Genomic DNA, 23,291 nt, shown 5'->3' with positions numbered 1-23,291 from the left:
CGCTTAGCTACAGGATTCCCCGATGGCAGACCAGCGCGCCGAACTGACATGGACGGAGGATCAGATCCCGGTCTCGGACCGTTTCGACGATCCTTATTATTCGTTGCAGAACGGGTTGGAGGAAACGCGGCATGTCTTTCTGGCGGGTAATGATCTGCCCGCGCGATTTGCGCCGGGGTTTCGTATCGCCGAGCTGGGTTTTGGCACGGGTCTAAACATGCTGACTGTGTGGTCCGAATGGGAGAAATCTGGCCAAACCACGCCCCTGACCTTCACCAGTTTCGAAGCCTTTCCGATGACGCCCGAGGACATGTCCCGCGCAATGGCATCGTTCCCCGAATTGACACCGTGGAGCGACCGTTTTCTGGCGCAGTGGCAGAGTGGCGGGTGCGATCTGGGGACCCTGCGCCTTGAAGTGATCGAGGGCGACGCTCGTCAGACATTGCCTGACTGGGCTGGTCGGGCAGATGCATGGTTTCTGGACGGGTTTTCCCCGGCAAAGAACCCTGAATTGTGGGGGGCTGATCTGATGCAGCAGGTGGCGGATCATACGGCAGCCGAGGGCACGGCAGCCACCTACACTGCCGCCGGATTTGTGCGGCGCGGGCTGGAAGAGGCGGGCTTTACCGTCGCCCGAACCCCCGGCTATGGCCGCAAGCGCCATATGACCCGGGCGCGCAAGCCATGACGCAGCAGAATAACGTGCGGGCCGGAATTGGCCTGATGATCGCGGCCACCATCGTGTTTGCCTTGCAGGACGGTATCTCGCGCCATCTGGCCGGGACCTACAACACCTACATGGTTGTGATGATCCGCTACTGGTTCTTCGCCGCGTTTGTCATTGCGCTGGCAGCGCGCGCGCCGGGCGGGTTACGGGCCGCAGCGCAGACGAGCCAGCTTGGGCTACAGGTGTTTCGTGGCGTCTTGCTGGCGGCAGAGATTTGCGTGGCCGTGTTTGCGTTCACCGTTCTTGGCCTGATCGACACGATGGCTGTGTTTATCTGTTATCCATTGCTGGTCGCAGCCTTAAGCGGACCGGTGCTTGGTGAGAAAGTAGGTTGGAGACGCTGGTCCGCTATTGGTGTCGGTTGCATTGGGGTTCTGATCATCCTGCAACCCGGGGTCGGGGTGTTCAACCCGTGGGCCATCGTTCCGCTCATATCCGCGCTGATGTTTGCACTCTATGGTCTACTGACTCGGTTCGCTGCCCGTAAGGACAGTGCGGCCACTAGCTTTTTCTGGACTGGAATTGCGGGCGCTGTTGCGATGACTTCGGTGGGAATGTGGTTCTGGGAACCGATGGCCCGCCCGGACTGGGTCTGGATGGCGGTGTTGTGTGTCAGCGGCGTGTTAGGCCACTGGCTGCTGATCAAATGCTATGAGATGGCCGAGGCCAGCGCGGTGCAGCCCTTTGCCTATTTCCACCTGGTCTGGGGTACGATTTTGGGCATCACGGTCTTTGGCGAGGCGCTGCGGCCAGAGGTCGTTCTGGGCGCAGCTCTGGTCGTGGCGGCGGGTCTGTTCACCCTATGGCGCGAACGCCGCCAGGGTTGAGCCGACCAATTCCTGCGAGAAGGGGATCGGCAGAGCGGGCTGGCCCAGGCGCGCGCGATAGACCGGCAGGCTTTCGGCCACACGCATCACATAGTTGCGTGTCTCGCTGAACGGGATTGTCTCGATCCAGTCGACCACGTCAATCTCACCGGCGCGGGGATCGCCATATCGATCCATCCACGATATCGGACGGCGCGGCCCGGCATTATAGCCTGCGGCCATCATCACCACATTGCCGTTGAAATCCTCTGCCAGCCCGGACAGGTAATTGGCGCCCAGCTTGGCGTTGTATTGCCAGTCCGAGGTCAGCTTGATTGTCTTATGACCGCTGAGAATGCCCAGCTCCTTAGCTACCAGCTGTGCGGTGGCGGGCATCACCTGCATCAGCCCGCGCGCGCCCGCACCGCTGATCACAACCGGATCGAACTCGCTTTCGCGACGGGCGATGGCCAAGGTCATCTCTTTCGCCATGGGCAGGCCCATATCGGCCACCGGATGCACCGGGTAATAGGCGGCGGGTAGAACAACGCCCGTTTTCGCCGCCCGTTTGGCGATCATCACCGCCAGATGCGGTTCCTTGAGTTCGATCACCAGATCGCCCAATTGCGTCGCCTGCACCTGATCCAGTTCTTCTACCAGATGGGTTAGGAAGCGTTCGGATAGGTTATCTTCGCCCGCACGCAACAGCAGCAGCCCGGCTTCCAAGACGCTGGAGTCGGCAAACTCGGCCTGTTTCCAATGCGGCGCGCGGCGAGGGTTGGCCAATTCGCTGTCAAACGGTCGTCCAATGCGTTCAGCCGCCAACAGGCCATAGAACGACGTCTGGTAATCCGCGCCCATCGCATAAGCTTCATAGGCTTTGTCGGCATCGCCTTGCGCGCTATAGGCCCGGCCCAGCCAGTATCCGCCGCGCCCTTTCGAGATCGGAGACTGCACCGCGCCTGAAAAGTTCTGGAAATGCCGCACGGCCGTGGCCGGATCGTTCAGCTTGCGCAGGGCCAAGAACCCCGCCAGCCATTCCAGATCGGCATAGGCATAGCCCATTTCCGGCGTCATGTGATGGTTCGCAGCGATCTGATAGGCGCGATTCACGTCGCCATTGCGCATCTCAAGCCGGGCCAGACGGCGGCGGCCCTCGGCCCATTTGTCAGGCTCACCCAGCGCCTCAGGCCCGGTCGAGCGTGCTAACATCAGGTCAATTGCGCTGTCGTCCAGCTCTTTCCGGTCGCGCCAGACAAAACGGTCAAAGGCCAACCCAGGCGCGTCGGCCAGGGATTTCGGAACCGCCGCAACCTTGCCATCGACGCCGGGCAGGCGTTTTTGCAGGGCAATCCGCGCTTCGGCCAGCTTGCGCTGATCGGCACTGACCAAGGGCAGCATCTGCCCCGCGCTGACCAGATGGTTGTCCCACAGCATCCGGTCCAGCCGCGCCGCGTGGTGGGGTTTCAGCAGCTTGCTGAAATTCTCAAGGTAATTCTTCTGCAGACCCTTACCCATCGGCATGGTGCGCCATGCAGCCACAATGTCAGCCTCGGCATCACCTTCGCGCCCCTTGGCCATCAAGGCGACAGCATAGTTCAGCGCCCCTTCGGCGGTTTGCGGCGGTACGTCGGCGTAAAATTTCAAGACCCGATCGGGATCAGCACCGGTAAAGACCGGCTCGCTTTTGCGCCGCAGCCAGGCCAGACCCGGCCAATCCGGTCGGCGTTCCAGAAACACCAGCACATCGCCAGAGCTGCCATAGCCTTCGCGCAGCCAGTGCCAGACGATGATATCGCGGCTGACCGACCCCCGATTGCCCGAAACCCGCAGGGCGGCATTCCAGTCGCCCTTACGCATTTCGTTCATCCCGGCCCGCAGATCACCGACCGAGTCGGCCTGCGCTTGCCCCATTGACCCAAGAATCATTGCTATCAAAAGCGCTAGAACGCGTGTCATGCCTTGCATTTCCCAACCAACCAAGGATAGAGCCATTCAGGATAAACCTTGTGCCGACGGTATCAACTCACATCGCCATGATTGTGACGATCCTTGGGCACAAAAAACACAAACTGCACACTAAGGAGCGTGTCATGTTCAAAGGCTCAATGCCAGCCCTCGTCACACCGTTTTCAAACGGCGAGTTGGACCTGAAGACGCTCAAACACTTGGTGGAATGGCAGATTCAGGAAGGCTCGACCGGGCTGGTTCCTGTGGGCACCACCGGTGAAAGCCCGACCCTTAGTCATGAAGAGCATGAAACCGTTGTGGAAGAGGTGGTCAAAGCGGCCGCCGGTCGTGTTCCGGTTATCGCCGGGGCGGGGTCGAATAACACGGTTGAGGCAATCCGCTTTGTGCGATTCGCAGAACGGATCGGCGCCGATGCAGCACTGGTGGTGACGCCGTATTACAACAAGCCGACCCAAAAGGGTCTGGTGGCACATTTCCGTGCGCTGCATGATTGCGCCGATATTCCGATCATCATCTACAACATCCCCGGTCGGTCGGTCGTCGACATGACCCCGGCAACCATGGGTGAACTGGCTGAACTGCCGCGCATCGTGGGCGTCAAGGACGCCACTGGTGATCTGGCGCGCGTCAGCCAGCAGCGTGCGGCCTGTGGGCCCGCGTTCTGCCAGCTGTCCGGCGAAGACGCGACCGCGCTGGGCTTTAACGCGCATGGCGGTGTTGGCTGCATCTCGGTGACCGCGAATGTCGCACCGAAGCTTTGCGCCGAGTTCCAGCAGGCGACGTTGGCAGGCGATTTTGCCAAGGCGCTGGAATATCAGGATCGCCTGATGCCCTTGCACGAGGCGATTTTCCTCGAGCCGGGTCTGGTCGGGGCAAAATACGCGCTTAGCAAACTGGGTCTGTGCAGTGACGAGGTCCGCTCGCCTCTGACACCGCTGGAAAACAGCACCAAGGCCGCCATTGATGCCGCAATGGCCCATGCCGGTCTGATTTGAGCCCGGCTTGGCCGGATGTTTTCACCCGGTTGGCAATCCCTTGGAAAAGATGGATTGGCCTGTCAGGCTAAAAAAGAAGGGGGCTGAGAGCCCCCTTTTATTATCGTTTTCCGTAGTACAGCCCGACGACGTGTTCGGCCTGTGCAAAGAATAGCCATCGGGAAATTGCAACGCCGGTCAGATGGGATAGGACGGCGAGCAATGCCAGTATGTGATGGAATGGCAGCATCAACAGGATCAGCGGTACGAAAATGGCCAACGTGAACGAGATGATCCGCAGCTTTTCGGCGTGTTTGCGCCCGACCACGTGGACGAACTCGCGCAGCAGATAGTTGGTGCCGGTATGGGGTGGTTCAAACGCCCGAACCGAACCGCGGCCGCCCAGGCCTGTAGCGGTGCCCAGATCAGTGCCGGATTGGGCAAAGGCCTTGTCCCCTTGCCGCCAGTACATCAGTTGCACCGCGCCGGCGATCAACAACAACGGCATCGCCCAAGCAAGTTGCCCGGACAGAAGCGCCCCGCCCGCAAGGCTGAAGCTGAGGAACATGGCGGGTGTCAGCTTCATGTTCCAGCGCGGGATGGTCTTGAGCTGGGTATAGATCATCGATGTCGTGAACACTGTTGCGAGTGAGAACAAGGAACCGAGAACGCCCAGAGCGCCCCAGCGCTGCCCAAAAAACACCGCGCCGATGGCGTAAAGCCCCATCAGGACCAGGGCGATGACTGCGCACCAGCCTTCGCGGCTGAGCCAGCTTGACCGCCATTGCGTGAAGGCCTTCATCGCGCGTTCCGGGTGGCCCAGGTGGAAGGTCGAGGCCAGCAAGCCGCCGACGGAAAGACCAAAGCCGATGGCAAAAAGCGCAAAGGCGACCCAGCCGGTGACGACGGGCAAGCCGAGGCCGAGGAAAAACAGCAGGCCAAAACCCAGGCCCGAGAGGGTGGTGAAGACGATGACGGAAGGTGCGGGATGCATCAGAGCTTCTCCAGAGTTTTGTCGAGCCAGCCAAGGAATCCTTTGGGTTCTTCGGCGACCGGGGCCAGCAGCGGGGCCAGAATGTCGATCTGATCCTCGATCTGATCCTTGGGCCGGGGTGGCAGATATTTGTTGACGGGTTTGGTGCCCATTTCCGGCATCAGGTCCATGCCCTCACGCTCAGCCACCAGTTTGCTGACGTCGCTGTCAGGATCGCCAAGATCACCGAAATGCCGGGCCCCGGCGGGGCAAGTGCGCACGCAAGAGGGGACGCGATCCACCTCGGGCAGGTTCTCGTTGTAGATGCGATCAACGCACAGGGTGCATTTCTTCATCACACCTTCCGCCTGATCCAGCTCGCGCGCGCCATAAGGGCAGGACCACGCGCATAGGCCGCAGCCGATGCAGTCGCTTTCATTGACCAGAACGATGCCATCCTCGACCCGCTTATAGCTGGCCCCGGTGGGGCACACGGTGACGCAGGGCGCGTCTTCGCAATGCAGGCAGGATTTGGGGAAATGGATCAGCTGTGCGTGACCCTCATCCGGTGTCACTTCGTAGGAATGCACACGGTTCAGGAAGGTGCCCGACGGATTGGCGCCATAGGCATCCTGATCCGACAGCGGCGCGCCATAGTTTTCGGTGTTCCAGCCTTTGCAGGAAATCACGCAGGCATGGCAGCCAACGCAGGTGTCCAGGTCGATAACCAGACCCATCTTACGTTCGGTGGATTGGGGGAGTTGGGTCATTTGCCTACCTTCCACGCCAGATCTTTCGGGCCGGTTCCCACCGGCGATTTTATAGGATCGAATTCCGGTTGGCTTTCGGCGTCACCCGGGGCTTCGGCTTTTTCGATTTTGACCTTCAGGTCGAACCAGGCGGCCTGACCGGTAATGGGGTCGGAGTTGGCCCACCGCATGCCATCGCCTTTCGGCGGCATCAGCTCGTGAATCAGATGGTTCAGCAGGAAGCCCTTGGTGGCCTCGGGCGCGTCCTCTTGCAGGGCCCAGGCGCCTTTGCGCTTGCCGATGGCGTTCCAGGTCCAGACGGTGTTTTCATTCAGCGCTGCCATTTCCATGACCGGCACCGTGATTGCCCCATGCGGCGAGCTGACCTTGGCCCAGTCACCATCCTGCAGCCCGTGCTCGCGCATCAGTTTGGTCGGGACATAAAGAGGGTTGCGCCCGTGCAACTGGCGCAGCCAAGCGTTCTGGGTGCCCCAGCTATGGTACATTGCCATAGGGCGTTGGGTCAGGGCGTTGACGGTGAAACCTTCGTTGCCTTGTTGATCGGTCTCGTACCAGATCGGCAGCGGGTCCATCGTGTCCTTGATGCGCTGGCGCAGATGCTCGGGTGGTTGCCTCTCACCATGGCCTTCGGCCGCCAGTTGGAATTTGCGCATCGGTTCCGAGTAAAGCTGGAAAAGGTAAGGTTGCGGGCTGTCATAGATACCCATGCCCACGGCCCAGTCCTGATAGGCTGCGTTCCAAGGTTTGTAGTAATCCGCACCTTCGGGAATATGCGCGACATAGAAGCCGCCGTTGTCGATATAGCGGTTCAATTGTTCCGGGTTGACCTCACCACGCCCTTCCTTGTCGCCATCTGGGCCACGGAAACCGGCCAGCGGGCCAATGCCCGGGCGGCGTTCGTGGTTGACGATGTAGTCGGCATAGTCCTTCCACTTGGCGCTGCCATCTTCGTTGGTGAAGCCGGGCAGGTTCATGCGGTTGGCCAGTTCGATCAACACCGACTGGAACCCGCGGACGTCGCGATCGGGTTCGATCACCGGCCAGCGGATCGCATCGGCGGCGGCATCAGCCTCGCAGATTGGACGGTCCAGAAGCGAGATACAGTCATGCCGTTCCAGATAGGTGGTGTCGGGCAAGACCAGATCGGCATAGGCCACCATTTCCGAGGAATAGGCATCGGAATAGATGATGTTCGGAATGACGTAATTTCCGTCATCATCTTTGGCGGTCAGCATTTCCATCACGCCTTTGGTGTTCATGGACGAGTTCCACGACATGTTTGCCATGTACATAAACAGCGTGTCGATCTTGTAGGGATCACCCGCAGCAGCGTTTGAAATCACCATATGCATCAGCCCGTGGGCCGACATCGGGTTTTCCCAGGTGAACGCCTTGTCGATGCGAATGGGGCTGCCGTCATCGTCCAGCAGCAGATCGTCGGGACCGCGTGGAAAGCCCAGATGCGGCCCGTTCAGCGGTCGGCCCGGACGGCGGTCGCCATGCGGTGTCGGGTGCGCCTCGACCGGTTTGGGATAGGGCGGTTTGAAACGGAAACCTCCGGGCACTTCGACAGTGCCCAGCAGGATTTGCAGAACGTGCAGCGCGCGGCAGGTCTGGAACCCATTTGCATGGGCCGATACCCCGCGCATCGAATGGAAGCTGACCGGACGACCGATCATCTTGGAGTGCTTCTCACCCCGGAAATCGGTCCATTCGTGGTCCAGTTCGATTGCTTCGTCAAAGGCAACACGGGCGATTTCGGCCGCGATGGCGCGGATGCGTTGCGCCGGGATGCCACAGCGTTCGGCCACGGCCTCGGGCGCGTTGTCGTCGCTGAGGTATTTGTCCGCCATCAGGTGGAAGACCGGGCGGTGGGTGACGCCATCTTTTTCGTAAGTCGCCGACAGGTCAGGGCGCACACCCGGCTTGTCAAAGGCGGTCAGCTCGCCTGTGGTGCGGTCGATCACCAGCGGTTTTCCATCGGCGTCGCGCAGGAACAGGCCTTTCTCGGGGCCTTCGGCGGCATTCACCAGAACCGGCGCGTTGGTGTAGCGGCTGAGGTAATCAAGGTCGATCTTGCCCGCCTTCATCAGCACGTGGATCAGCGACAGGATGAACAGCCCATCGGTGCCCGGCGTGATCCCGACCCAATCATCGGCCACAGCGTTATATCCCGAACGGATCGGGTTCACCCCGATCACCCGCGCGCCGCGCTTTTTGATCTTGCCGATGCCCATCTTGATCGGGTTGCTGTCATGGTCCTCGGCCACGCCGAACAGCATGAACAGCTTGGTGTGATCCCAGTCGGGCTGACCGAATTCCCAGAACGCGCCACCCATGGTGTAGATGCCACCCGCCGCCATGTTGACGGAACAGAACCCGCCATGGGCCGCATAGTTGGGGGTGCCGAAATTTTGCGCCCAGAAGCTGGTGAAGCTTTGGCTTTGGTCGCGACCGGTAAAGAAGGCCAGTTTCTGCGGCGCGGTTTCGTGCAGCTCGTTCAGCCAGCCAACGGCAGTGCTGATCGCTTCGTCCCATTCGATCTCGCGAAACTCACCCGAGCCGCGCGGACCAACCCTGCGCAGCGGCTTGCGCAGCCGCGACGGCGCGTTGACCTGCATGATCCCGGCCGAGCCCTTGGCGCACAAAACGCCCTTGTTCACTGGATGGTCGCGGTTGCCTTCGATATAGGCGACCTTGCCGTCTTTCATATGAACGTTGATGCCACAGCGGCAGGCACACATGTAACAGGTGGTGCGCCGAACCTCGTCCGAGACTTTAGGGCTGGTGTCTATCTTCGGTTGCTGGATGGTCATCTGGCGTCCTTCTGTCGGGGCGGATCAGGTCAGGAAAGTTATTCCGGCTAGGATAATTCCTGCAATGAAAAGAGTTTCTAAGACGATCAGGGCAATGGCTGCGCCGCCGACCGACAAGATTTGTTTCAGGTTGGTCTTCATGCCGACCGCCGCGATGGCGATCAGCAGCAGCCACCGCGATGCCTGACTAAGCAGTTCAGTGATGAAAGGAGGGATCAGGCCAAATGAGCTGGCGGCAGCCAGAACAAGAAATCCAAGGACAAAGCCCGGAAGGATCGGGGGCCGTTTGCCGGTTTCATCCATTTCAGCAACGCCGCGAATGATCAGCGACGCGACCAGAACCACCGGGGCCAGCATCGCCACACGGATCAGTTTCACCAGCGTTGCGGTATCGCCGGTCTGTTCCGAGATCGAAAAGCCTGCGCCGACCACTTGCGCCACGTCGTGGATCGTACCGCCCAGAAACACGCCCCCTGCGACATCGCTCATGCCCAGAATGCGCACTAAGATCGGATAGGCGATCATCGCAATGGTCGATAGAACGGTGACGCCCAGAACGGTAAAAATCAGGCGCTCTTCGGATCGTTCATCCTTGGGTAGAATGGCGCTGATGGCCATCGCGGCAGAGGCCCCGCAAATCGCGACAGAACCGGCGGTCAGAAAGGCAAAGCGCCATTTGTGGCCAAAGAATCGGGCAACCAGAAGGCCAAAGCCAATTGTTGCTAGAACCCCGCCCACGACCAGAGCGATCAGGTCCCAGCCCAGCCCCATCATCAGCGTCATTGAAACCCGAACACCCAACAGCGCCACGCCCAGGCGTAGCAGGGATTTTGCGGCAAAGCCGATACCAGGGACGGTTTTACCCTCTTCCCCCAAAAAGCTAAGCGCAATGCCCAAAAGTAGAGCCATCAGCATGGCTGGCGTTGCGTAATGCTCAGACAGGAATTTGGCAGATACGGCAACGATGATCGCCACCAGAATGCCTGGGAAAAGGGTGCGGGCCTTTTGGGTGGCGTTTACACCGACAAGATTTGAAATCTGGGTCATGGCCAGCATTTATTCGACGGTCCTTCCTGACGCAGCGGCGTCATCGGCGAGTATGCCGCCGAAGTTATGCTGGTTCCGGATCAGCATGTCTCGGGCTCGGCATCGTCGTGCTGGGCCTGAACAGCGGTCACTGCAATCATGTGCAGAACATCATCTGCCGAACAGCCGCGTGACAGGTCGTTTGCTGGTTTCGCCAGTCCTTGCAGAACCGGCCCGATGGCCTCGGCCCCGCCAATACGCTGTGCGATCTTGTAGCCGAGGTTCCCGGCATCGAGATTCGGGAAGACAAACACGTTGGCTTGCCCCTTCAACGGCGAATCCTTGGCCTTTTTGCTGGCAACTTCGGGCACGTAGGCGGCGTCGAACTGCAGCTCTCCGTCGATCAGCAGATGCGGGCTTGCGGCTTTGGCGATCCGGGTGGCTTCGACCACCTTGGAAACTTTGGGATGGTTGGCGCTGCCGCCTGTGGAAAAGGACAGCATGGCAACACGGGGTTCTTGGCCGGTCAGTGCGTGGTACGACGCCGCCGATGCCTGCGCGATTTCGGCCAGTTCCCGTTCGTCGGGATCAACAACCAGACCGCAATCGGCAAAGATGTGAACACCCTGAACCGCGTGGTGGTCGCGGTCATAAATCATCAGAAAGAAGCTGGACACCATATGGGCGTCGGGCGCTTTGCCAATGATCTGCAAAGCGGCGCGCACAGTGTCCGAGGTGGTTTCAACCGCCCCTCCGACGGTGCCATCAGCCAGTCCCAGGTGGACCAGCATGGCGGCATAGTTCAGGCGGCTTCTGATCAGTTTCTGCGCGTTCTCTGGCGTCATGCCCTTGTGCTTGCGCAGCTCATAATAGGTCGTGGCGAACCGATCTGTATGGGGGGATGTCGCGGGGTCATGGATGGTAATCCCGTCCACATCGGATCCGCCTTTTTCCGCCAGCAAGGCGGTGATCTTGGCGTGATCGCCCACAAGGATGATATCGGCGGCATTTTCGGCACGCGCTTTCAGCGCACCTTCCACCACACGTGGATCATCGCCCTCAGCAAGGGCGATGATCTTTTTGGAACTGGTCGCAGCCCCAAGTATTTGGCGCAGGGGCTTCACGTAATTATGCTCCGGCCTGGGGCTTCATGTCCGCAGCGTCGATACCAGCGACCTCGACGGGCTTCTTCATCGCATCGCGGCGGAACGGGTCACCCAATTCCTGGTTGATCATCGCTTCGATCAGCGTGGTGATGCCGTTTTTCTGATCGATGATCGCCTGGTTCAGCGCCGCAGTCAGCTCGTCCTGTGTGCGCGCCTGAACGCCCTTCAGTCCACAAGCTTGCGCGATGCCCGCATAGGATACTTGCTGGTCCAGCTCTGTGCCCACGAAGTTGTCGTCAAACCACAGGGTCGAGTTACGCTTTTCCGCGCCCCACTGATAGTTGCGGAAAACGATCTGGGTTACAGCAGGCCATTCTTCGCGACCAATCGCCGTCAGCTCGTTCACTGCGATGCCGAATGCGCCGTCACCTGAGAAACCGACAACCGGAACATCGGGGCAGCCAATCTTGGCACCGATAACCGCTGGCAGGCCATAGCCGCAGGGGCCGAAAAGGCCAGGAGCCAGATATTTGCGACCCTCTTCAAACGACGGATACGCATTGCCGATGGCGCAGTTGTTGCCGATGTCGGACGAGATGATTGCCTCTGTCGGCAGCGCCGCCTGAATTGCGCGCCACGCCATGCGCGGGCTCATCCAGTCGGGCTTGGCGGCACGGGCGCGCTCGTTCCAGGTGGTGCCCGGATCGTCGTTCTCGTGGGTCAGCGAGCTCAGCTCTTGCGCCCAAGCAGATTTGGTGGTGGCGATGGTGTTTTTGCGATCTTCTCGACCTGCGTCACCAGCATGATCACCCAGACGGGCCAGTAGACCTTCGGCAACTTTCTTGGCATCGCCAACGATGCCAACCGTGACATCTTTGGTCAGGCCGATACGGTCAGGGTTCAAGTCAACCTGAATGATCTTGGCGTCGGTCGGCCAGTAGTTGATGCCGTAGCCGGGCAGGGTCGAGAACGGGTTCAGACGGGTGCCCAGAGCCAGTACGACGTCTGCTTTGGCGATCAGCTCCATACCAGCTTTCGAGCCGTTATAGCCCAAAGGACCGGCAAACAGCGGGTGCGAGCCGGGGAAGGCGTCGTTGTGCTGGTAGCCAACGCAGACCGGTGCGGTCAAACGTTCGGCCAGCTCGGCAGATGCGGGGATCGCGCCGGACAGAACAACGCCAGCGCCGTTCAGGATGACGGGAAACTTGGCTTCCGACAGAATGTCAGCCGCTTCCTGCAGTGCCTCGTCACCGCCTGCGGTGCGAGCGAATTCAACGATCTTCGGCAGCTCGATGTCGATAACCTGGGTCCACATATCGCGCGGGATGTTCATCTGAGCCGGTGCCGAGGCACGCTTGGCCTGCAGGATTACCCGGTTCAGAACTTCGGCGACACGCGACGGGTCACGCAGTTCTTCCTGATAAGCCACGCAGTCCGAGAACATGCGCATCTGCTCCATCTCCTGAAAACCGCCCTGACCGATGGTTTTGTTCGCGGCCTGTGGTGTGATCAGAAGTACTGGTGTGTGGTTCCAGTATGCGGTTTTAACAGCCGTTACAAAGTTGGTGATCCCAGGACCGTTTTGCGCGATCATCATCGACATCTTGCCGGTCGCGCGGGTGTAGCCGTCGGCCATCATGCCGCCGGACCCTTCGTGCGCACAGTCCCAGAACGAAATTCCGGCCTTCGGGAAAATATCCGAGATCGGCATCATGGCCGAGCCGATGATACCGAACGCATGTTCGATCCCGTGCATCTGCAACGTCTTAACGAATGCTTCTTCAGTCGTCATTTTCATGTGTGTGATCTCCGCGCATGTGTGGAATGGCCGGGCCCGGTGCCCCGCCTTTGCATACGGTTTTGACCTATGGGGGAGGGCTGCGTTAGGGCCAGATGGATTTGCGGAATATGTCCAGTATGGCGCTAACAGCCGCGTATGGCCTCTGCGATCAATTTCACACCCGGTTCGATACGGTCCTGCCGGATCGAGGAATAGCCGATACGGTAGAAATTCTTCGGCTGATCCGGCCCCGAAAAGAACGGCGCGCCGGGTTCGATATGAACGCTCTGGCCCTGCAGCGTGTGGGCCAGTTGCGTTGTGTCGACGTGTTCAGGGGCAGACATCCACAGGGATGATCCGCCCATGATGCCACGCCCGGCCACTGTCAGCCCGTGTTTGTCGATCGCTTGGTCCAAGGCCTCACGCCTGCGCGCCAAAGCCTTGGACATGCGCCTGATCTGCGCGTCGTAATGGCCCAATGACAGGAAATAGGCGGCGGTGCGCTGGATGTGCCCCGGCGGGTGGCGCAACACCAACGAACGCAGCGCCCGCGCCTCGCGGATGAAAGGTTCCGAGCCGACCATGTATCCCAGGCGCAATCCCGGAAATAGCGATTTTGAAAAGCTGCCGACATAGATCACGCGGCCATCGCGGTCCATTGACTTCAACGCCGGAGAGGGCGCGCCCAGAAAGGCCATTTCGAACTCATAATCGTCTTCGACCACCATTGCGTCCAGGTCGTGCGCGCGTTCCAGCAATTTGTGCCTGCGTTCAACGGGCATAGTTGCAGTGGTTGGGCTTTGGTGACTGGGCGTCGTAAAGATAACGTCGGCGGTGTCAGGCAATGTCTCAGGGGGCAGCCCGTCGCGGTCGACGGGTATCGGAGTCACGTCGCAATCCCAATGCTCTAGCAGGCTGCGCAGAGAGTAATAGCATGGGTCTTCGATCACCGCGGTGCGATTGTGGGTCAGCAAAATTCGTGAGGCCAGCCACAGTGCGTTCTGCGCGCCCATGGTGATCAGAATCTCTTCGGGGCGGGCGGCGATGCCGCGGCGGGGCAGGGTGTGACGGGCAATGAATTCGACCAGCAACGGATCATCCTGATCCACGTAATCGGTGGTGAGGGATTCGAAATCCTTGTGCCCAAGGGCGCGTACGGCACACAGGCGCCAGTTGGCGTGGTCAAAAAGATTGCGATCCGCTTGCCCGTAAATGAATGGATAGCGATAGCTGCGCCAGTCCCGTGGTTTCGACAGCATGTCCCCGCCCGAGAATCGGCGGGCCAGCGCAGCATCCCAATCCACGGTTTCGGCACCGCGCTGAAGGGGTGTGTATTTCGGCGGCACCGGTGCGTTTTGCGAGACGAAATAGCCCGAACGCCCCTTTGCCGTCAGATAATCATTGGCCAGCAGTTCGGTATAGGCCAGCGTCACCGTAATCCGGCTGACACCCAGATGGGCGGCCAGTTTGCGTGATGAGGGCAGCTTTTCCCCGACATGAAACCTGCCGGACAGTATGCCTTCGGCAATCATCTGCTGGATCTGCGCCTGCAGCGTACCTTGCCCGTTCAGCTCAAGAAAGAATGTGTCGACCGATATTGCCATGAGGTCTTATAGGGTGGACCTAAAAGATGAGCAATCTGGACTTATGACTTTTCCAAAAATTCCCGCGTTGCCGTGGTTGACGGTGGGTTTCAATTAACCTAAATAACTAGAAATCTAGTTTAATGGAGAATCGAATATGTGGGAAACTGCTGCAGCAGGATTTTCGGCCATGGGGTCCGAGGCCCGGTTGAAGGTTCTGAGAACTTTGGTCCGCGCCGGGCAGGCGGGCCTGACGGTTGGTGAAATTCAAGAGCGGACGGGAATAGCACCGTCAACCTTGGCGCATCACCTTCGGTTTTTGGCCGCTGGCGGTGTCGTGGAACAAGAGAAAGTCGGGCGCAGCACGATCAACCGTGCCTGCTATGACGAGTTGAGAAATCTGGCGCAGTTCATCCTTGCCGAATGCTGCGCGGACGAAGTGGGAAAGGCCGCGAACGATGGCTGAACTGACGCAAAATCCCAAAGTGCCCGTGAAAGCGCTTGATCTGATCAAAACCCCTTGGGCATTGATCGTTGCAATCCTGGCCGCCGTGGCTGTTCTGGACCCTGGTAATTGGGTTGAAGTCGTGACTTTTGCTGGTAAGGCGCTGATCCATACCGGCCAGTATATCCTGTTTGCCGTTTTGTTGCTGTCCTACCTCAAGGCGACCGGGGCCGAGGTGATGGTCGCGCGCGCCTTTGAAGGGCGCGAGACGCGGATGATCTTCCTTGCTGCGGTGTTTGGTGGATTGGCGCCGTTCTGTTCCTGTGAGGTCATCCCGTTCATTGCCGGATTGCTGGCGCTGGGTGCGCCCCTGTCTGCGGTGATGGCGTTCTGGCTCAGCTCTCCGTTGATTGACCCGCCAACCCTATTGATCACCGCCGGTGCGTTAGGATGGCCCTTTGCGATAGGCAAGGCGATTGCTGCGGTGGCGCTGGGTCTGTTCGGCGGTTTCGTTGTGCGCGGCCTGAAGCGCTCGGGCGCCTTTGCCCAACCGCTGCGCGACTACAAACCGGCCGGTTGCAGCGCTTGTGGTGGCCCAAAACAGGATGACAAACCGGTCTGGCGATTCTGGCAGGAAGCTGAGCGTCGTCAGCGGTTCCAGTCGGAATTCGTTCACAACGGGCTGTTCCTGCTGAAATGGCTGGCCCTGGCTTATGTGTTAGAGGCGCTGTTGGTCAGCTATGTTCCGGCCGATCTGATCGCCCGCGTGGTGGGGGGCGAAGGTGTCGTACCCATCGTGATCGCGGCGTTGGTCGGGATGCCTGCCTATCTGAATTCCTACGTCGCGCCGCCACTGCTAGCGGGGCTGACAGAACAGGGGATGAGTGCGGGGGCCGCGATGTCGTTCATGATCGCGGGTGCGGTCAGCTCGATCCCGGCGATGGCAGCGGTGTGGTCACTGGTCAAACCACGGGTCTTTGCCACCTATCTGGGTCTTGGGATTACCGGGGCGATCATTGCTGGTATTCTGTTTCAGATGATCTAAAGGAAAAACCGCCCGGAGATACCTCCGGGCGGTTTTGCTTATTGGTTGGCCTCGCACAGGCTCGGCAATTTGAACCTGTACCGTGCCTCTCCGCTGTTTACGTAGACACGTTTTTCGACACAGGCTGTGGTGCCTACTGTTCGTGCGACATGCTCTTTGGGTTCGTTGATGGAGGTGGCCGACCCATCCGGCAATTGAATCGAGGCTATGACACCGTTCTTCAAGTCACCGTTCACGGGGGTTGCCGACAGAACCGAAACGGTCAGGTACGAGTCATGTTCGTGCGCGCCGTTGTCATTGAAAACCAGCAATGCGGTAGCAATTGAGATGGTGCCGACGATTGCAACCGCCAACAAACCCCATGTCTTCAAAAAAGCATAGATTGATACGGCGCGGTGCGGGCCAAAGATTTTGGACAGGATGGTCAGCATGGAATCCCTGCGGGAAAAAAGCCCCTGCCTGTTCGGACTGGGGCCATCTGTGCCTTAGGGGCGCAGATCGTCTTCGTCTTCATCCTCGGCCCCGCCTTTGGGCAGGTTGAAGAAGCTGTCGGCGTCGATGACCGGCTCTTCTTCTTTCTCTTCCACAGGCTCGTCTGACAGCGAGAAGGTTTCCAGACCTTCGATGGCGGTTGGGATCTTGGGTGCTGCGTCCATTTCCAGCGATTGTTCGGTCGAAACCAGCTTGCGGCGTTCGTCATCGCTCATGACGCCACCTTCGGCTGCCTTCTTGGCCGCGGCTTTCTGAACGATGGCGTCCAGCTCGGATTGCTTGCACAAGCCCAGCGCAACCGGGTCGATCGGTTGCATGTTCGAAATGTTCCAGTGGGTGCGCTCGCGGATCGATTGTATGGTCGGCTTGGTGGTGCCGACCAGCTTGGCGATCTGACCGTCGCTAAGCTCGGGGTGGAACTTTACCAGCCACAGGATCGAGTTCGGACGGTCCTGCCGTTTGGACAGCGGGGTATAGCGCGGACCACGACGTTTTTCTTCACCGCTGGCAGCGGGGTTGAACTTGAGCTTCAGCTTATGCAGCGGATTACCCTGCGCCGAGTCGATCTCATCCTGGGTCAGCTGGTTGTTTGCGATGGGGTCGAACCCTTTCACGCCCGCGGCTACGTCGCCATCGGCGATGCCTTGCACTTCCAACTCGTGCATGCCCACGAAATCCGCGATCTGCTTGAAGCTGATCGTGGTGTTGTCCACCAGCCATACGGCTGTTGCCTTGGCCATAAGCGGTTTTGCCATCAGCCCGTCTCCTATAAATACATCTATCCCGTCGCCGGAATTCGGCGGCCCCGTGGCTTTGGGGCAGGTTTCCGTTGTCGGGGAACTTGGGGCCTATATAGTCGCGGCAAGGCAAGAAGGGAAGAGGCGAATGCGCTGGGTGATTTTGTGGGTCTTGAGCGCGGTCGCCGCACTGGCAGACGGAGAGAAGGCTGGCGAGTTCGACTACTACGTTCTGTCGCTGAGCTGGTCGCCCAACTGGTGCGCCCGCGAAGGCGATGCGCGTGGATCAGACCAATGCGATGCGCGCCATGATCACGGTTGGATATTGCATGGGTTGTGGCCGCAATATCACCAGGGTTGGCCAGCGTTCTGTCGCACGGCTGAGGCACCGCCAACGCGCCGCATGACACGCGAAATGACGGATATTCAGGGCTCTTCGGGTTTGGCGTGGCACCAGTGGAAAAAGCACGGAACCTGTTCGGGGCTGTCCGCGCCGGACTATTTCGCGCTGTCTCGGCAGGCTTATGACGGAGTCGTGCGTCCGCAAGTGTTCCGTCAATTGGAGACATCGGTCAAGTTACCCGCCTCGGTGGTCGAAGAGGCGTTTTTGAAGGCCAATCCCGGTTTAGAGCGGGACATGATCACAATCACCTGCAAGCAGGGCTATATTGAAGAGGTCCGTCTGTGCCTGTCGCGCGACCTTAATCCGGTGCCTTGTGGTCGCGACGTTATCCGCGATTGCACAGCCAAAGACGCGCTGTTCGATCCGATTCGTTAGAGCTTCCGGTTCTGGCAGTCACGGGCATAGTCCAGCGCTTTGGCGGTGCCCTTGAGATCAATTGCCATCACCACTTCGCCTGCCGGGTTATAGACGGTCATGGTTTTGTTCTGCGCGATGGCGTTAACGAAACTGCGGTCGGTGAAGAACACTGTCGCGCCCGGCACGTCACGCTGATTGAAGCCGATGGCAGTGGCATCAAAGCTTTTACCATCGAGTTCGAAGCGGATTGGGTAACTCTTACCCTGCTCAATATCGCCCCAGGCCTTGTTGTAGACGGCGAAATACCCGCGATTGTCCAACGCGTCATAGCCGATACGCACCACCGAGAGGTCTTGATAGATCGTCTGGATCAGACACCCATTGCCCAGCGCGGGGTCCATCATGATGTTCCAGCCTTCGACAAAGCCTTTGTCGATGAGTTCCTGCGACCAAGCTGCAGTTGCGGTGAAGGCGGCGATTGTGAGGGCGAGAAGGCGGGTCATCAAACAACTCTCAAACTAATAGGGTTCTATTGACGTTATTAATTTTTTATTGAATTACAAAGGTATAACTTCTTTGTAAGAAATTACAGTGACTTGGAGCCGATGAAGCTGTTGCTCACCGCGCTATTCAGCGTTTTCGCATACTCTATGACTTCTCTATTCCTGTTCGGAGGTGTTTTTCAGCCAATAGCATTTATTACGATTTGGAACGGTCGATTGGGTGCCCCATTTTGGTTGGCTTTTGTGTTTCTCGGCGGTTTTTTTGGTTTTTTTGTTGGTGCGTTCTTAAGTAAGCTTGGTTTCAAGTCCCAAGTGACCCTGCCGGTGTTTATTGTCATGGCTATGAGCCTTTCAGGCGTGTTTGTCGGGTCGTATACAAGCTTTCTACGTGCCCGAGAAATCAATGCCTTCGGTACGGACGTAGAGTTTAGGAATTCGTTCTTTCAAACGCTTCGAAATGCGCCAAGAGAATTTCAGTTCTATTTACATGCAGCAGCCCTAAAAGACTGCGTTCCATATGCTTGGAGTTATCGGAGCATGTCATTTTATCAACTGCCGAACAACGTCGCGGTCAATGTTCTGCCGTATGAATGGTTGGCGCAATGCAATATCACCAGAAATTAGCTTGAGCACTTGTCAAACGGAACACCTGACAAGATCAAAGCTCTTTCCGCGCCCTCAACGCAGCCGTGATCGTCCCGTCATCCAGATAATCCAGCTCTCCGCCAATCGGCACGCCTTGCGCCAGCGAGGTCAGGCGGACCTGTCCTTCCAACTGATCGGCAATATAATGGGCGGTGGTCTGACCGTCGACGGTGGCGTTCAGGGCGAGAATGATCTCGGTGATCCCTTCGGCTGTCACGCGGTCCTTGAGGCGAGGAATGCGAAGTTCGTCCGGGCCGACACCGTCCAGTGCCGACAACGTGCCGCCCAGAACGTGATAACGGCCCTTGAATACGCCTGCGCGTTCCATTGCCCACAGGTCGGCCACGTCTTCGACCACGCACAGCTCCCCGGTCGCGCGGTCCTCGCTGTCGCAGATGTCACAGATATCGGTGGTGCCGACGTTGCCGCAGTTCAGGCATTCGCGGGCGGTGATGGCAACCTGCTGCATGGCGTCCGACAGTGGTTTCAGCAGCAGAGCGCGCTTGCGGATCAAGTGCAACACCGCGCGGCGGGCCGAGCGGGGGCCGAGGCCCGGCAGCTTGGCCATCAGATCAATCAGGTTGTCGATATCGCTGTTCGAACTCACCGAGGGCGCTCCTGCAAATGGGCCGGGCAGGGGCGCCCGGCCGATGATCCGTCGGGAGGGTGTATCAGAACGGCAGCTTGATGTCTGCGGGCAGGCCCATGCTTTCGGTCAGCTTCGCCATTTCGGCCTGTGCGCGTTCAGTCGCTTTGGTTTGTGCGTCCTTGATGGCGGCCAGGATCAAGTCCTCGACCACTTCCTTGTCGTCGCCGTTAAAGATCGATGGGTCGATGTCCAGACCTTTCAGCTCACCTTTTGCGGTGGCGGTGGCCTTCACCAGTCCTGCACCGGATTCGCCAACGACCATCATGTTGTTCAGCTCTTCCTGCATGTCGGTCATCTTGGCCTGCAAGTCCTGCGCGGATTTCATCATCTTGGCCATGTCGCCCAGACCGCCGAGTCCTTTGAGCATCGGTATTCTCCTGTGTATCGCTTTGTCGCCTAAATACGGGCGGTACCCGTGTGGCACAAGGGGGTGGGGTTGCTCCCGCCCGTCGTCAAGGTCTTTGAAAGACCTTTCCTCCCGTTGGGCCCAGCAGCGCGGGCAAAGCCCGCGCTGCTGGGCCCTAGGCCGCTCAGGGCGATCGGCGTCAGCCGATGGCCCGTGGCGGGCGCGGGAGGATTTCGGGGGTGTGTGTTGAAGTGGCTCAGTCTTCCTCGAACGGGTCCCATTCGTCTTCGACCTCGGGCAGGGCTTCGGTTTCGACCTTGGCTGCGCGTTGCTCTGGCGTTTCGATGCTTTTGATCCGCGCCTTCGGGAACTGGGCCAGAACCGCCTGCACCAGCGGGTGTTCGCGGGCTTCTGCCTTCAGTGCTTCCTCAGCCGCGTTTTCCTTTTCATAGATCGTCTCGCCGCCGCCTTCGTTGACGACAGTGACTGCCCAGCGGTTACCGGTCCATCGCTGCAGGGCGGTCCCCAGACGTTGCGCCAACTGGGCCGAGGCACGCTGGGTCGGTTGGAATTCGATACGCCCGGGTTGATAGGCTGCAAGCCGCAAAGACCGCTTGACCTCATCCAGAAGCACGCCGTCCCGGTTTGCGCGGATCAGTTCGACCACATGATCGAAGGTCGGATAGCGTGCCAGGGCAGCCTGCACATCCTGCGCCAACGCCGCGCTGGGTGCGCCGCCGCCCCCACCATGGGCGGGAGCTGCATAAGAAGATGCCACCGGCGCTTGCGTCTGAACCGCGGCATGCGATGGCGCCGGTATCCCGCCACCGGGTCCGCCATTTGGCGGTGGGGGCGTGTCTTGCAGACGTTTGATCAACTCTTCCGGGCTGGGCAGGTCGGCCACATGGGTCAGTCGGATCACCGCCATTTCAGCTGCCATCATGGCATTCGGGGCCGCCGAGACCTCTTCGAGCGCTTTAAGCAACATCTGCCACATCCGGGTCAGGACGCGCATCGGCAGGGTCTCGGCCATTTGTTGACCACGCGCGCGTTCGTCCGGGGATACGGTGGGATCATTGGCTGCGTCTGGCGTGATTTTAACCACAGAGACCCAATGGGTGATCTCGGCCAGATCGCGTAGCACGGCCAACGGATCGGCTCCTTCGGCATATTGCCCGCCCAACTCGGTCAGTGCGCCTGCAGCGTCCCCGCGCAGGATCATGTCCATCAGGTCCAGTACCCGACCGCGATCAGCCAGGCCCAGCATCGCGCGGACCTGATCGGCGCTGGTTTCACCCGCACCGTGCGAGATCGCCTGATCCAGCAGCGAGGTCGCGTCCCGGGCCGAACCCTCGGCTGCACGGGTGATCAGCGCCAGCGCGTCATCCGCGATCTGAGCGTTTTCCGCCGCCGCAATCTTGCCGAGCAGGCCGATCATGTCCTCGGGTTCTATCCGGCGCAGGTCGAACCGTTGGCAGCGCGACAGAACCGTCACTGGCACTTTACGAATCTCGGTGGTGGCAAAGATGAACTTCACATGCTCGGGCGGTTCTTCAAGCGTCTTGAGCAGCGCGTTGAACGCGCTGGTCGACAGCATGTGGACCTCGTCGATGATATAGATTTTGTAGCGCGCGCTGGCGGCGCGATAGCGGACACTGTCGATGATCTCGCGGATATCGTTCACACCAGTACGGCTGGCGGCGTCCATCTCCATCACGTCAACGTGGCGGCCTTCCATAATGGCCACGCAATGTTCGCATTGGCCGCAGGGCTCGATCGTTGGTTTGCCGTCACCATCGGGGCCGATGCAGTTCATGCCCTTGGCGATGATCCGTGCCGTGGTGGTTTTGCCGGTGCCGCGAATGCCGGTCATGATGAAAGCCTGCGCGATCCGGTCGGCCTCGAACGCATTTTTCAGCGTGCGCACCATTGCGTCCTGACCGACGAGATCGGCAAAGGTTTCCGGGCGGTATTTGCGGGCAAGAACCTGATAGGCGGGGCTGGGCGTGTCGTTCATATCTGCTCTGTCGGATTCGGGTTCCGATGCAGCGTAGAGACCCCTGCCGCCCGCGTCCACAGCAGGCTTGGGTGAATTTCGGTTTGCAGCACAATTTGCACGCCTTAGAAGCGAGTATCAGGGAGGGTCCGTAGTGAGCCAGTTCGCACTTCATTCAGTTCAGATTGGAAACGGCACCGTTGCCTTGTCGCCCCTTCCGGGGCGCGGTGGCGGGTATACGCGGGACTTGGGAACGATCTGCGACTGGCAGCCGGATCTTGTGATCTCGATGACCACCGAGGTCGAAATACTGCAAGAGGGCGCAAGTGGGCTTGGCGAAGACCTGCACGCACTCAATATCGAATGGGTGCATCTGCCGGTAGCGGATTTCGGTACGCCGCCTCCTGAGGTTGACGCGGCGTGGGGCAGTGTCAGCCCTGCGGCGACTGATATTCTGTCCCGCGGGGGGCGGGTGCTGGTGCATTGCCGGGGCGGCTGTGGCCGGTCCGGGATGATCGTGCTGCGCCTTATGGTCGAGCATGGCGAAGACCCCGAGACAGCGTTGACCCGTTTGCGGGCGGTGCGGTCCTGCGCCGTCGAGACCGGCGGCCAGATGGAATGGGCCGCCCTTGGGCGGACGCGCGACTAGATCAGAGCGCCACCTGTCGTTCTGCCTGTGCTACCGGGTTGGGCGGGATCGCTGTGACCTCAAGCATGGCGCAGGGTGGGGTGGTTAGCATGCCTGTGGGGCGCATGGTCACATCCGGGCCGAACATCATATCTGCGTAAGCATCCAGCGACTCGAGGGGCGCATCCTCGCTTGTTCCACAAAAGACCCGGATCAGGTCTTTTTGCGCGCGAAACCGTGCGCTGCATCCTTGCGTGCAATAGACCAGCTCAGTGCTGCCGTCGAACTCAAAATCAAACGTCGTCGCAGGAACGGCCGCGTCCATCGCCTGCACGATCGCGCGCGCCATCTGTGCCAGCGCCGGACAGGTTTTTCCGGTGCGTTGGCAAACGGTTGCGGAATACTGGTTCGTCTTTGTCTTCCAGATCATATTGCGCCCTCCGCGCGTGGAACGGGGGCATGGATCAGGTGTGACAGCGTGCTGACGACCTGCCCGGACACCCCGCCCGAGTT

Annotated in this window: 23 protein-coding genes; 8 read left to right on the top strand and 15 right to left on the bottom strand. The window is 59.6% G+C overall.

Annotated elements, in window-relative coordinates:
* The first annotated feature begins 22 nt into the window (after window positions 1–22).
* Both mnmC2 and ACR0AL_RS16255 read left to right on the top strand, forming a co-directional pair.
* Window positions 23–688 (top strand): tRNA (5-methylaminomethyl-2-thiouridine)(34)-methyltransferase MnmC2, encoded by a 666-nt coding sequence (gene mnmC2 / locus ACR0AL_RS16260; RefSeq protein ID WP_170351014.1) that lies wholly within the window; start codon window positions 23–25, stop codon window positions 686–688.
* A complete protein-coding gene (locus tag ACR0AL_RS16255) occupies window positions 685–1,554 on the top strand; it encodes a DMT family transporter (RefSeq protein ID WP_170362317.1) in 870 nt (289 codons plus the stop codon). The genes mnmC2 and ACR0AL_RS16255 overlap by 4 nt, the downstream gene beginning before the upstream one ends.
* On the opposite strand, the gene ACR0AL_RS16250 is transcribed toward ACR0AL_RS16255, so the two are convergent.
* Complete coding sequence (locus tag ACR0AL_RS16250) at window positions 1,528–3,492, bottom strand: lytic transglycosylase domain-containing protein (protein ID WP_480663846.1); 1,965 nt, start codon at window positions 3,490–3,492, stop codon at window positions 1,528–1,530. The two genes, ACR0AL_RS16255 and ACR0AL_RS16250, sit on opposite strands and share 27 nt — an antisense overlap.
* A gap of 134 nt (window positions 3,493–3,626) precedes the next feature.
* On the opposite strand from ACR0AL_RS16250, the gene dapA reads away from it, so the two are divergent.
* Window positions 3,627–4,499, top strand: a complete 873-nt coding sequence (dapA, locus tag ACR0AL_RS16245; protein WP_170351012.1) for a 4-hydroxy-tetrahydrodipicolinate synthase — start codon at window positions 3,627–3,629, stop codon at window positions 4,497–4,499.
* Between the two features lie 100 nt (window positions 4,500–4,599).
* On the opposite strand, the gene ACR0AL_RS16240 is transcribed toward dapA, so the two are convergent.
* From ACR0AL_RS16240 to pdxR, 7 genes are all read right to left on the bottom strand, one after another.
* Complete coding sequence (locus tag ACR0AL_RS16240) at window positions 4,600–5,472, bottom strand: dimethyl sulfoxide reductase anchor subunit family protein (RefSeq protein WP_170398313.1); 873 nt, start codon at window positions 5,470–5,472, stop codon at window positions 4,600–4,602.
* A complete protein-coding gene (locus ACR0AL_RS16235; protein ID WP_170362313.1) occupies window positions 5,472–6,221 on the bottom strand; it encodes a 4Fe-4S dicluster domain-containing protein in 750 nt (249 codons plus the stop codon). The genes ACR0AL_RS16240 and ACR0AL_RS16235 overlap by 1 nt, the downstream gene beginning before the upstream one ends.
* On the bottom strand, window positions 6,218–9,037 hold the full coding sequence (locus tag ACR0AL_RS16230) for a molybdopterin oxidoreductase family protein (RefSeq protein WP_480663844.1): 2,820 nt from the start codon (window positions 9,035–9,037) through the stop codon (window positions 6,218–6,220). The genes ACR0AL_RS16235 and ACR0AL_RS16230 overlap by 4 nt, the downstream gene beginning before the upstream one ends.
* A gap of 24 nt (window positions 9,038–9,061) precedes the next feature.
* Complete coding sequence (locus tag ACR0AL_RS16225; RefSeq protein WP_217354111.1) at window positions 9,062–10,084, bottom strand: YeiH family protein; 1,023 nt, start codon at window positions 10,082–10,084, stop codon at window positions 9,062–9,064.
* Window positions 10,085–10,164: 80 nt separating this feature from the next.
* Entirely contained in the window at window positions 10,165–11,187 is a 1,023-nt protein-coding gene (pta, locus tag ACR0AL_RS16220) for a phosphate acetyltransferase (protein WP_170351007.1), read from the bottom strand.
* 4 nt (window positions 11,188–11,191) lie between these two features.
* Window positions 11,192–12,967, bottom strand: coding sequence for a sulfoacetaldehyde acetyltransferase (xsc, locus tag ACR0AL_RS16215; protein WP_170398326.1), 1,776 nt, complete (start codon window positions 12,965–12,967; stop codon window positions 11,192–11,194).
* Window positions 12,968–13,092: 125 nt separating this feature from the next.
* Window positions 13,093–14,553, bottom strand: a complete 1,461-nt coding sequence (gene pdxR / locus ACR0AL_RS16210) for a MocR-like pyridoxine biosynthesis transcription factor PdxR (protein WP_170398329.1) — start codon at window positions 14,551–14,553, stop codon at window positions 13,093–13,095.
* 136 nt (window positions 14,554–14,689) lie between these two features.
* Between pdxR and ACR0AL_RS16205 the strand changes: the two genes are divergently transcribed.
* Window positions 14,690–14,998, top strand: coding sequence for an ArsR/SmtB family transcription factor (locus ACR0AL_RS16205; RefSeq protein WP_058283064.1), 309 nt, complete (start codon window positions 14,690–14,692; stop codon window positions 14,996–14,998).
* Window positions 14,991–16,022, top strand: coding sequence for a permease (locus ACR0AL_RS16200; protein WP_480648735.1), 1,032 nt, complete (start codon window positions 14,991–14,993; stop codon window positions 16,020–16,022). Before ACR0AL_RS16205 ends, ACR0AL_RS16200 begins: the two co-directional genes overlap by 8 nt.
* A 38-nt stretch (window positions 16,023–16,060) precedes the next feature.
* Here ACR0AL_RS16200 and ACR0AL_RS16195 read toward each other — a convergent pair whose 3' ends face one another.
* Window positions 16,061–16,453: a hypothetical protein gene (locus ACR0AL_RS16195; RefSeq protein ID WP_170362307.1), complete on the bottom strand. Its 393-nt coding sequence runs from the start codon at window positions 16,451–16,453 to the stop codon at window positions 16,061–16,063.
* A gap of 54 nt (window positions 16,454–16,507) precedes the next feature.
* On the bottom strand, window positions 16,508–17,269 hold the full coding sequence (locus ACR0AL_RS16190) for a DUF1013 domain-containing protein (RefSeq protein ID WP_480638053.1): 762 nt from the start codon (window positions 17,267–17,269) through the stop codon (window positions 16,508–16,510).
* Between the two features lie 130 nt (window positions 17,270–17,399).
* Between ACR0AL_RS16190 and ACR0AL_RS16185 the strand changes: the two genes are divergently transcribed.
* Window positions 17,400–18,029: a ribonuclease T2 family protein gene (locus tag ACR0AL_RS16185; protein ID WP_480663842.1), complete on the top strand. Its 630-nt coding sequence runs from the start codon at window positions 17,400–17,402 to the stop codon at window positions 18,027–18,029.
* On the opposite strand, the gene ACR0AL_RS16180 is transcribed toward ACR0AL_RS16185, so the two are convergent.
* Window positions 18,026–18,514: a hypothetical protein gene (locus ACR0AL_RS16180; RefSeq protein WP_170351000.1), complete on the bottom strand. Its 489-nt coding sequence runs from the start codon at window positions 18,512–18,514 to the stop codon at window positions 18,026–18,028. The two genes, ACR0AL_RS16185 and ACR0AL_RS16180, sit on opposite strands and share 4 nt — an antisense overlap.
* Window positions 18,515–18,616: 102 nt before the next feature.
* On the opposite strand from ACR0AL_RS16180, the gene ACR0AL_RS16175 reads away from it, so the two are divergent.
* Window positions 18,617–19,138, top strand: a complete 522-nt coding sequence (locus ACR0AL_RS16175; RefSeq protein WP_480663840.1) for a hypothetical protein — start codon at window positions 18,617–18,619, stop codon at window positions 19,136–19,138.
* A gap of 34 nt (window positions 19,139–19,172) precedes the next feature.
* Here ACR0AL_RS16175 and recR read toward each other — a convergent pair whose 3' ends face one another.
* From recR to ACR0AL_RS16160, 3 genes are all read right to left on the bottom strand, one after another.
* On the bottom strand, window positions 19,173–19,766 hold the full coding sequence (gene recR / locus ACR0AL_RS16170; protein ID WP_480663838.1) for a recombination mediator RecR: 594 nt from the start codon (window positions 19,764–19,766) through the stop codon (window positions 19,173–19,175).
* Between the two features lie 64 nt (window positions 19,767–19,830).
* Window positions 19,831–20,175 carry a YbaB/EbfC family nucleoid-associated protein gene (locus ACR0AL_RS16165; RefSeq protein ID WP_170350997.1) on the bottom strand — a complete coding sequence of 115 codons (345 nt, stop codon included), beginning with the start codon at window positions 20,173–20,175 and terminating at the stop codon, window positions 19,831–19,833.
* Between the two features lie 235 nt (window positions 20,176–20,410).
* A complete protein-coding gene (locus ACR0AL_RS16160; RefSeq protein WP_480663836.1) occupies window positions 20,411–22,171 on the bottom strand; it encodes a DNA polymerase III subunit gamma/tau in 1,761 nt (586 codons plus the stop codon).
* Window positions 22,172–22,304: 133 nt separating this feature from the next.
* Here ACR0AL_RS16160 and ACR0AL_RS16155 point away from each other — a divergent pair, with 133 nt between their 5' ends.
* Window positions 22,305–22,799, top strand: coding sequence for a protein-tyrosine phosphatase family protein (locus tag ACR0AL_RS16155; protein ID WP_480663834.1), 495 nt, complete (start codon window positions 22,305–22,307; stop codon window positions 22,797–22,799).
* 1 nt (window position 22,800) lies between these two features.
* On the opposite strand, the gene ACR0AL_RS16150 is transcribed toward ACR0AL_RS16155, so the two are convergent.
* Window positions 22,801–23,208 (bottom strand): hypothetical protein, encoded by a 408-nt coding sequence (locus ACR0AL_RS16150; protein ID WP_480663832.1) that lies wholly within the window; start codon window positions 23,206–23,208, stop codon window positions 22,801–22,803.
* Between the last annotated feature and the right edge of the window lie 83 nt (window positions 23,209–23,291).

It is taken from the genome of Ruegeria sp. BB1, assembly GCF_056539465.1.
This window is presented reverse-complemented; position numbering and strand designations above follow the sequence as displayed.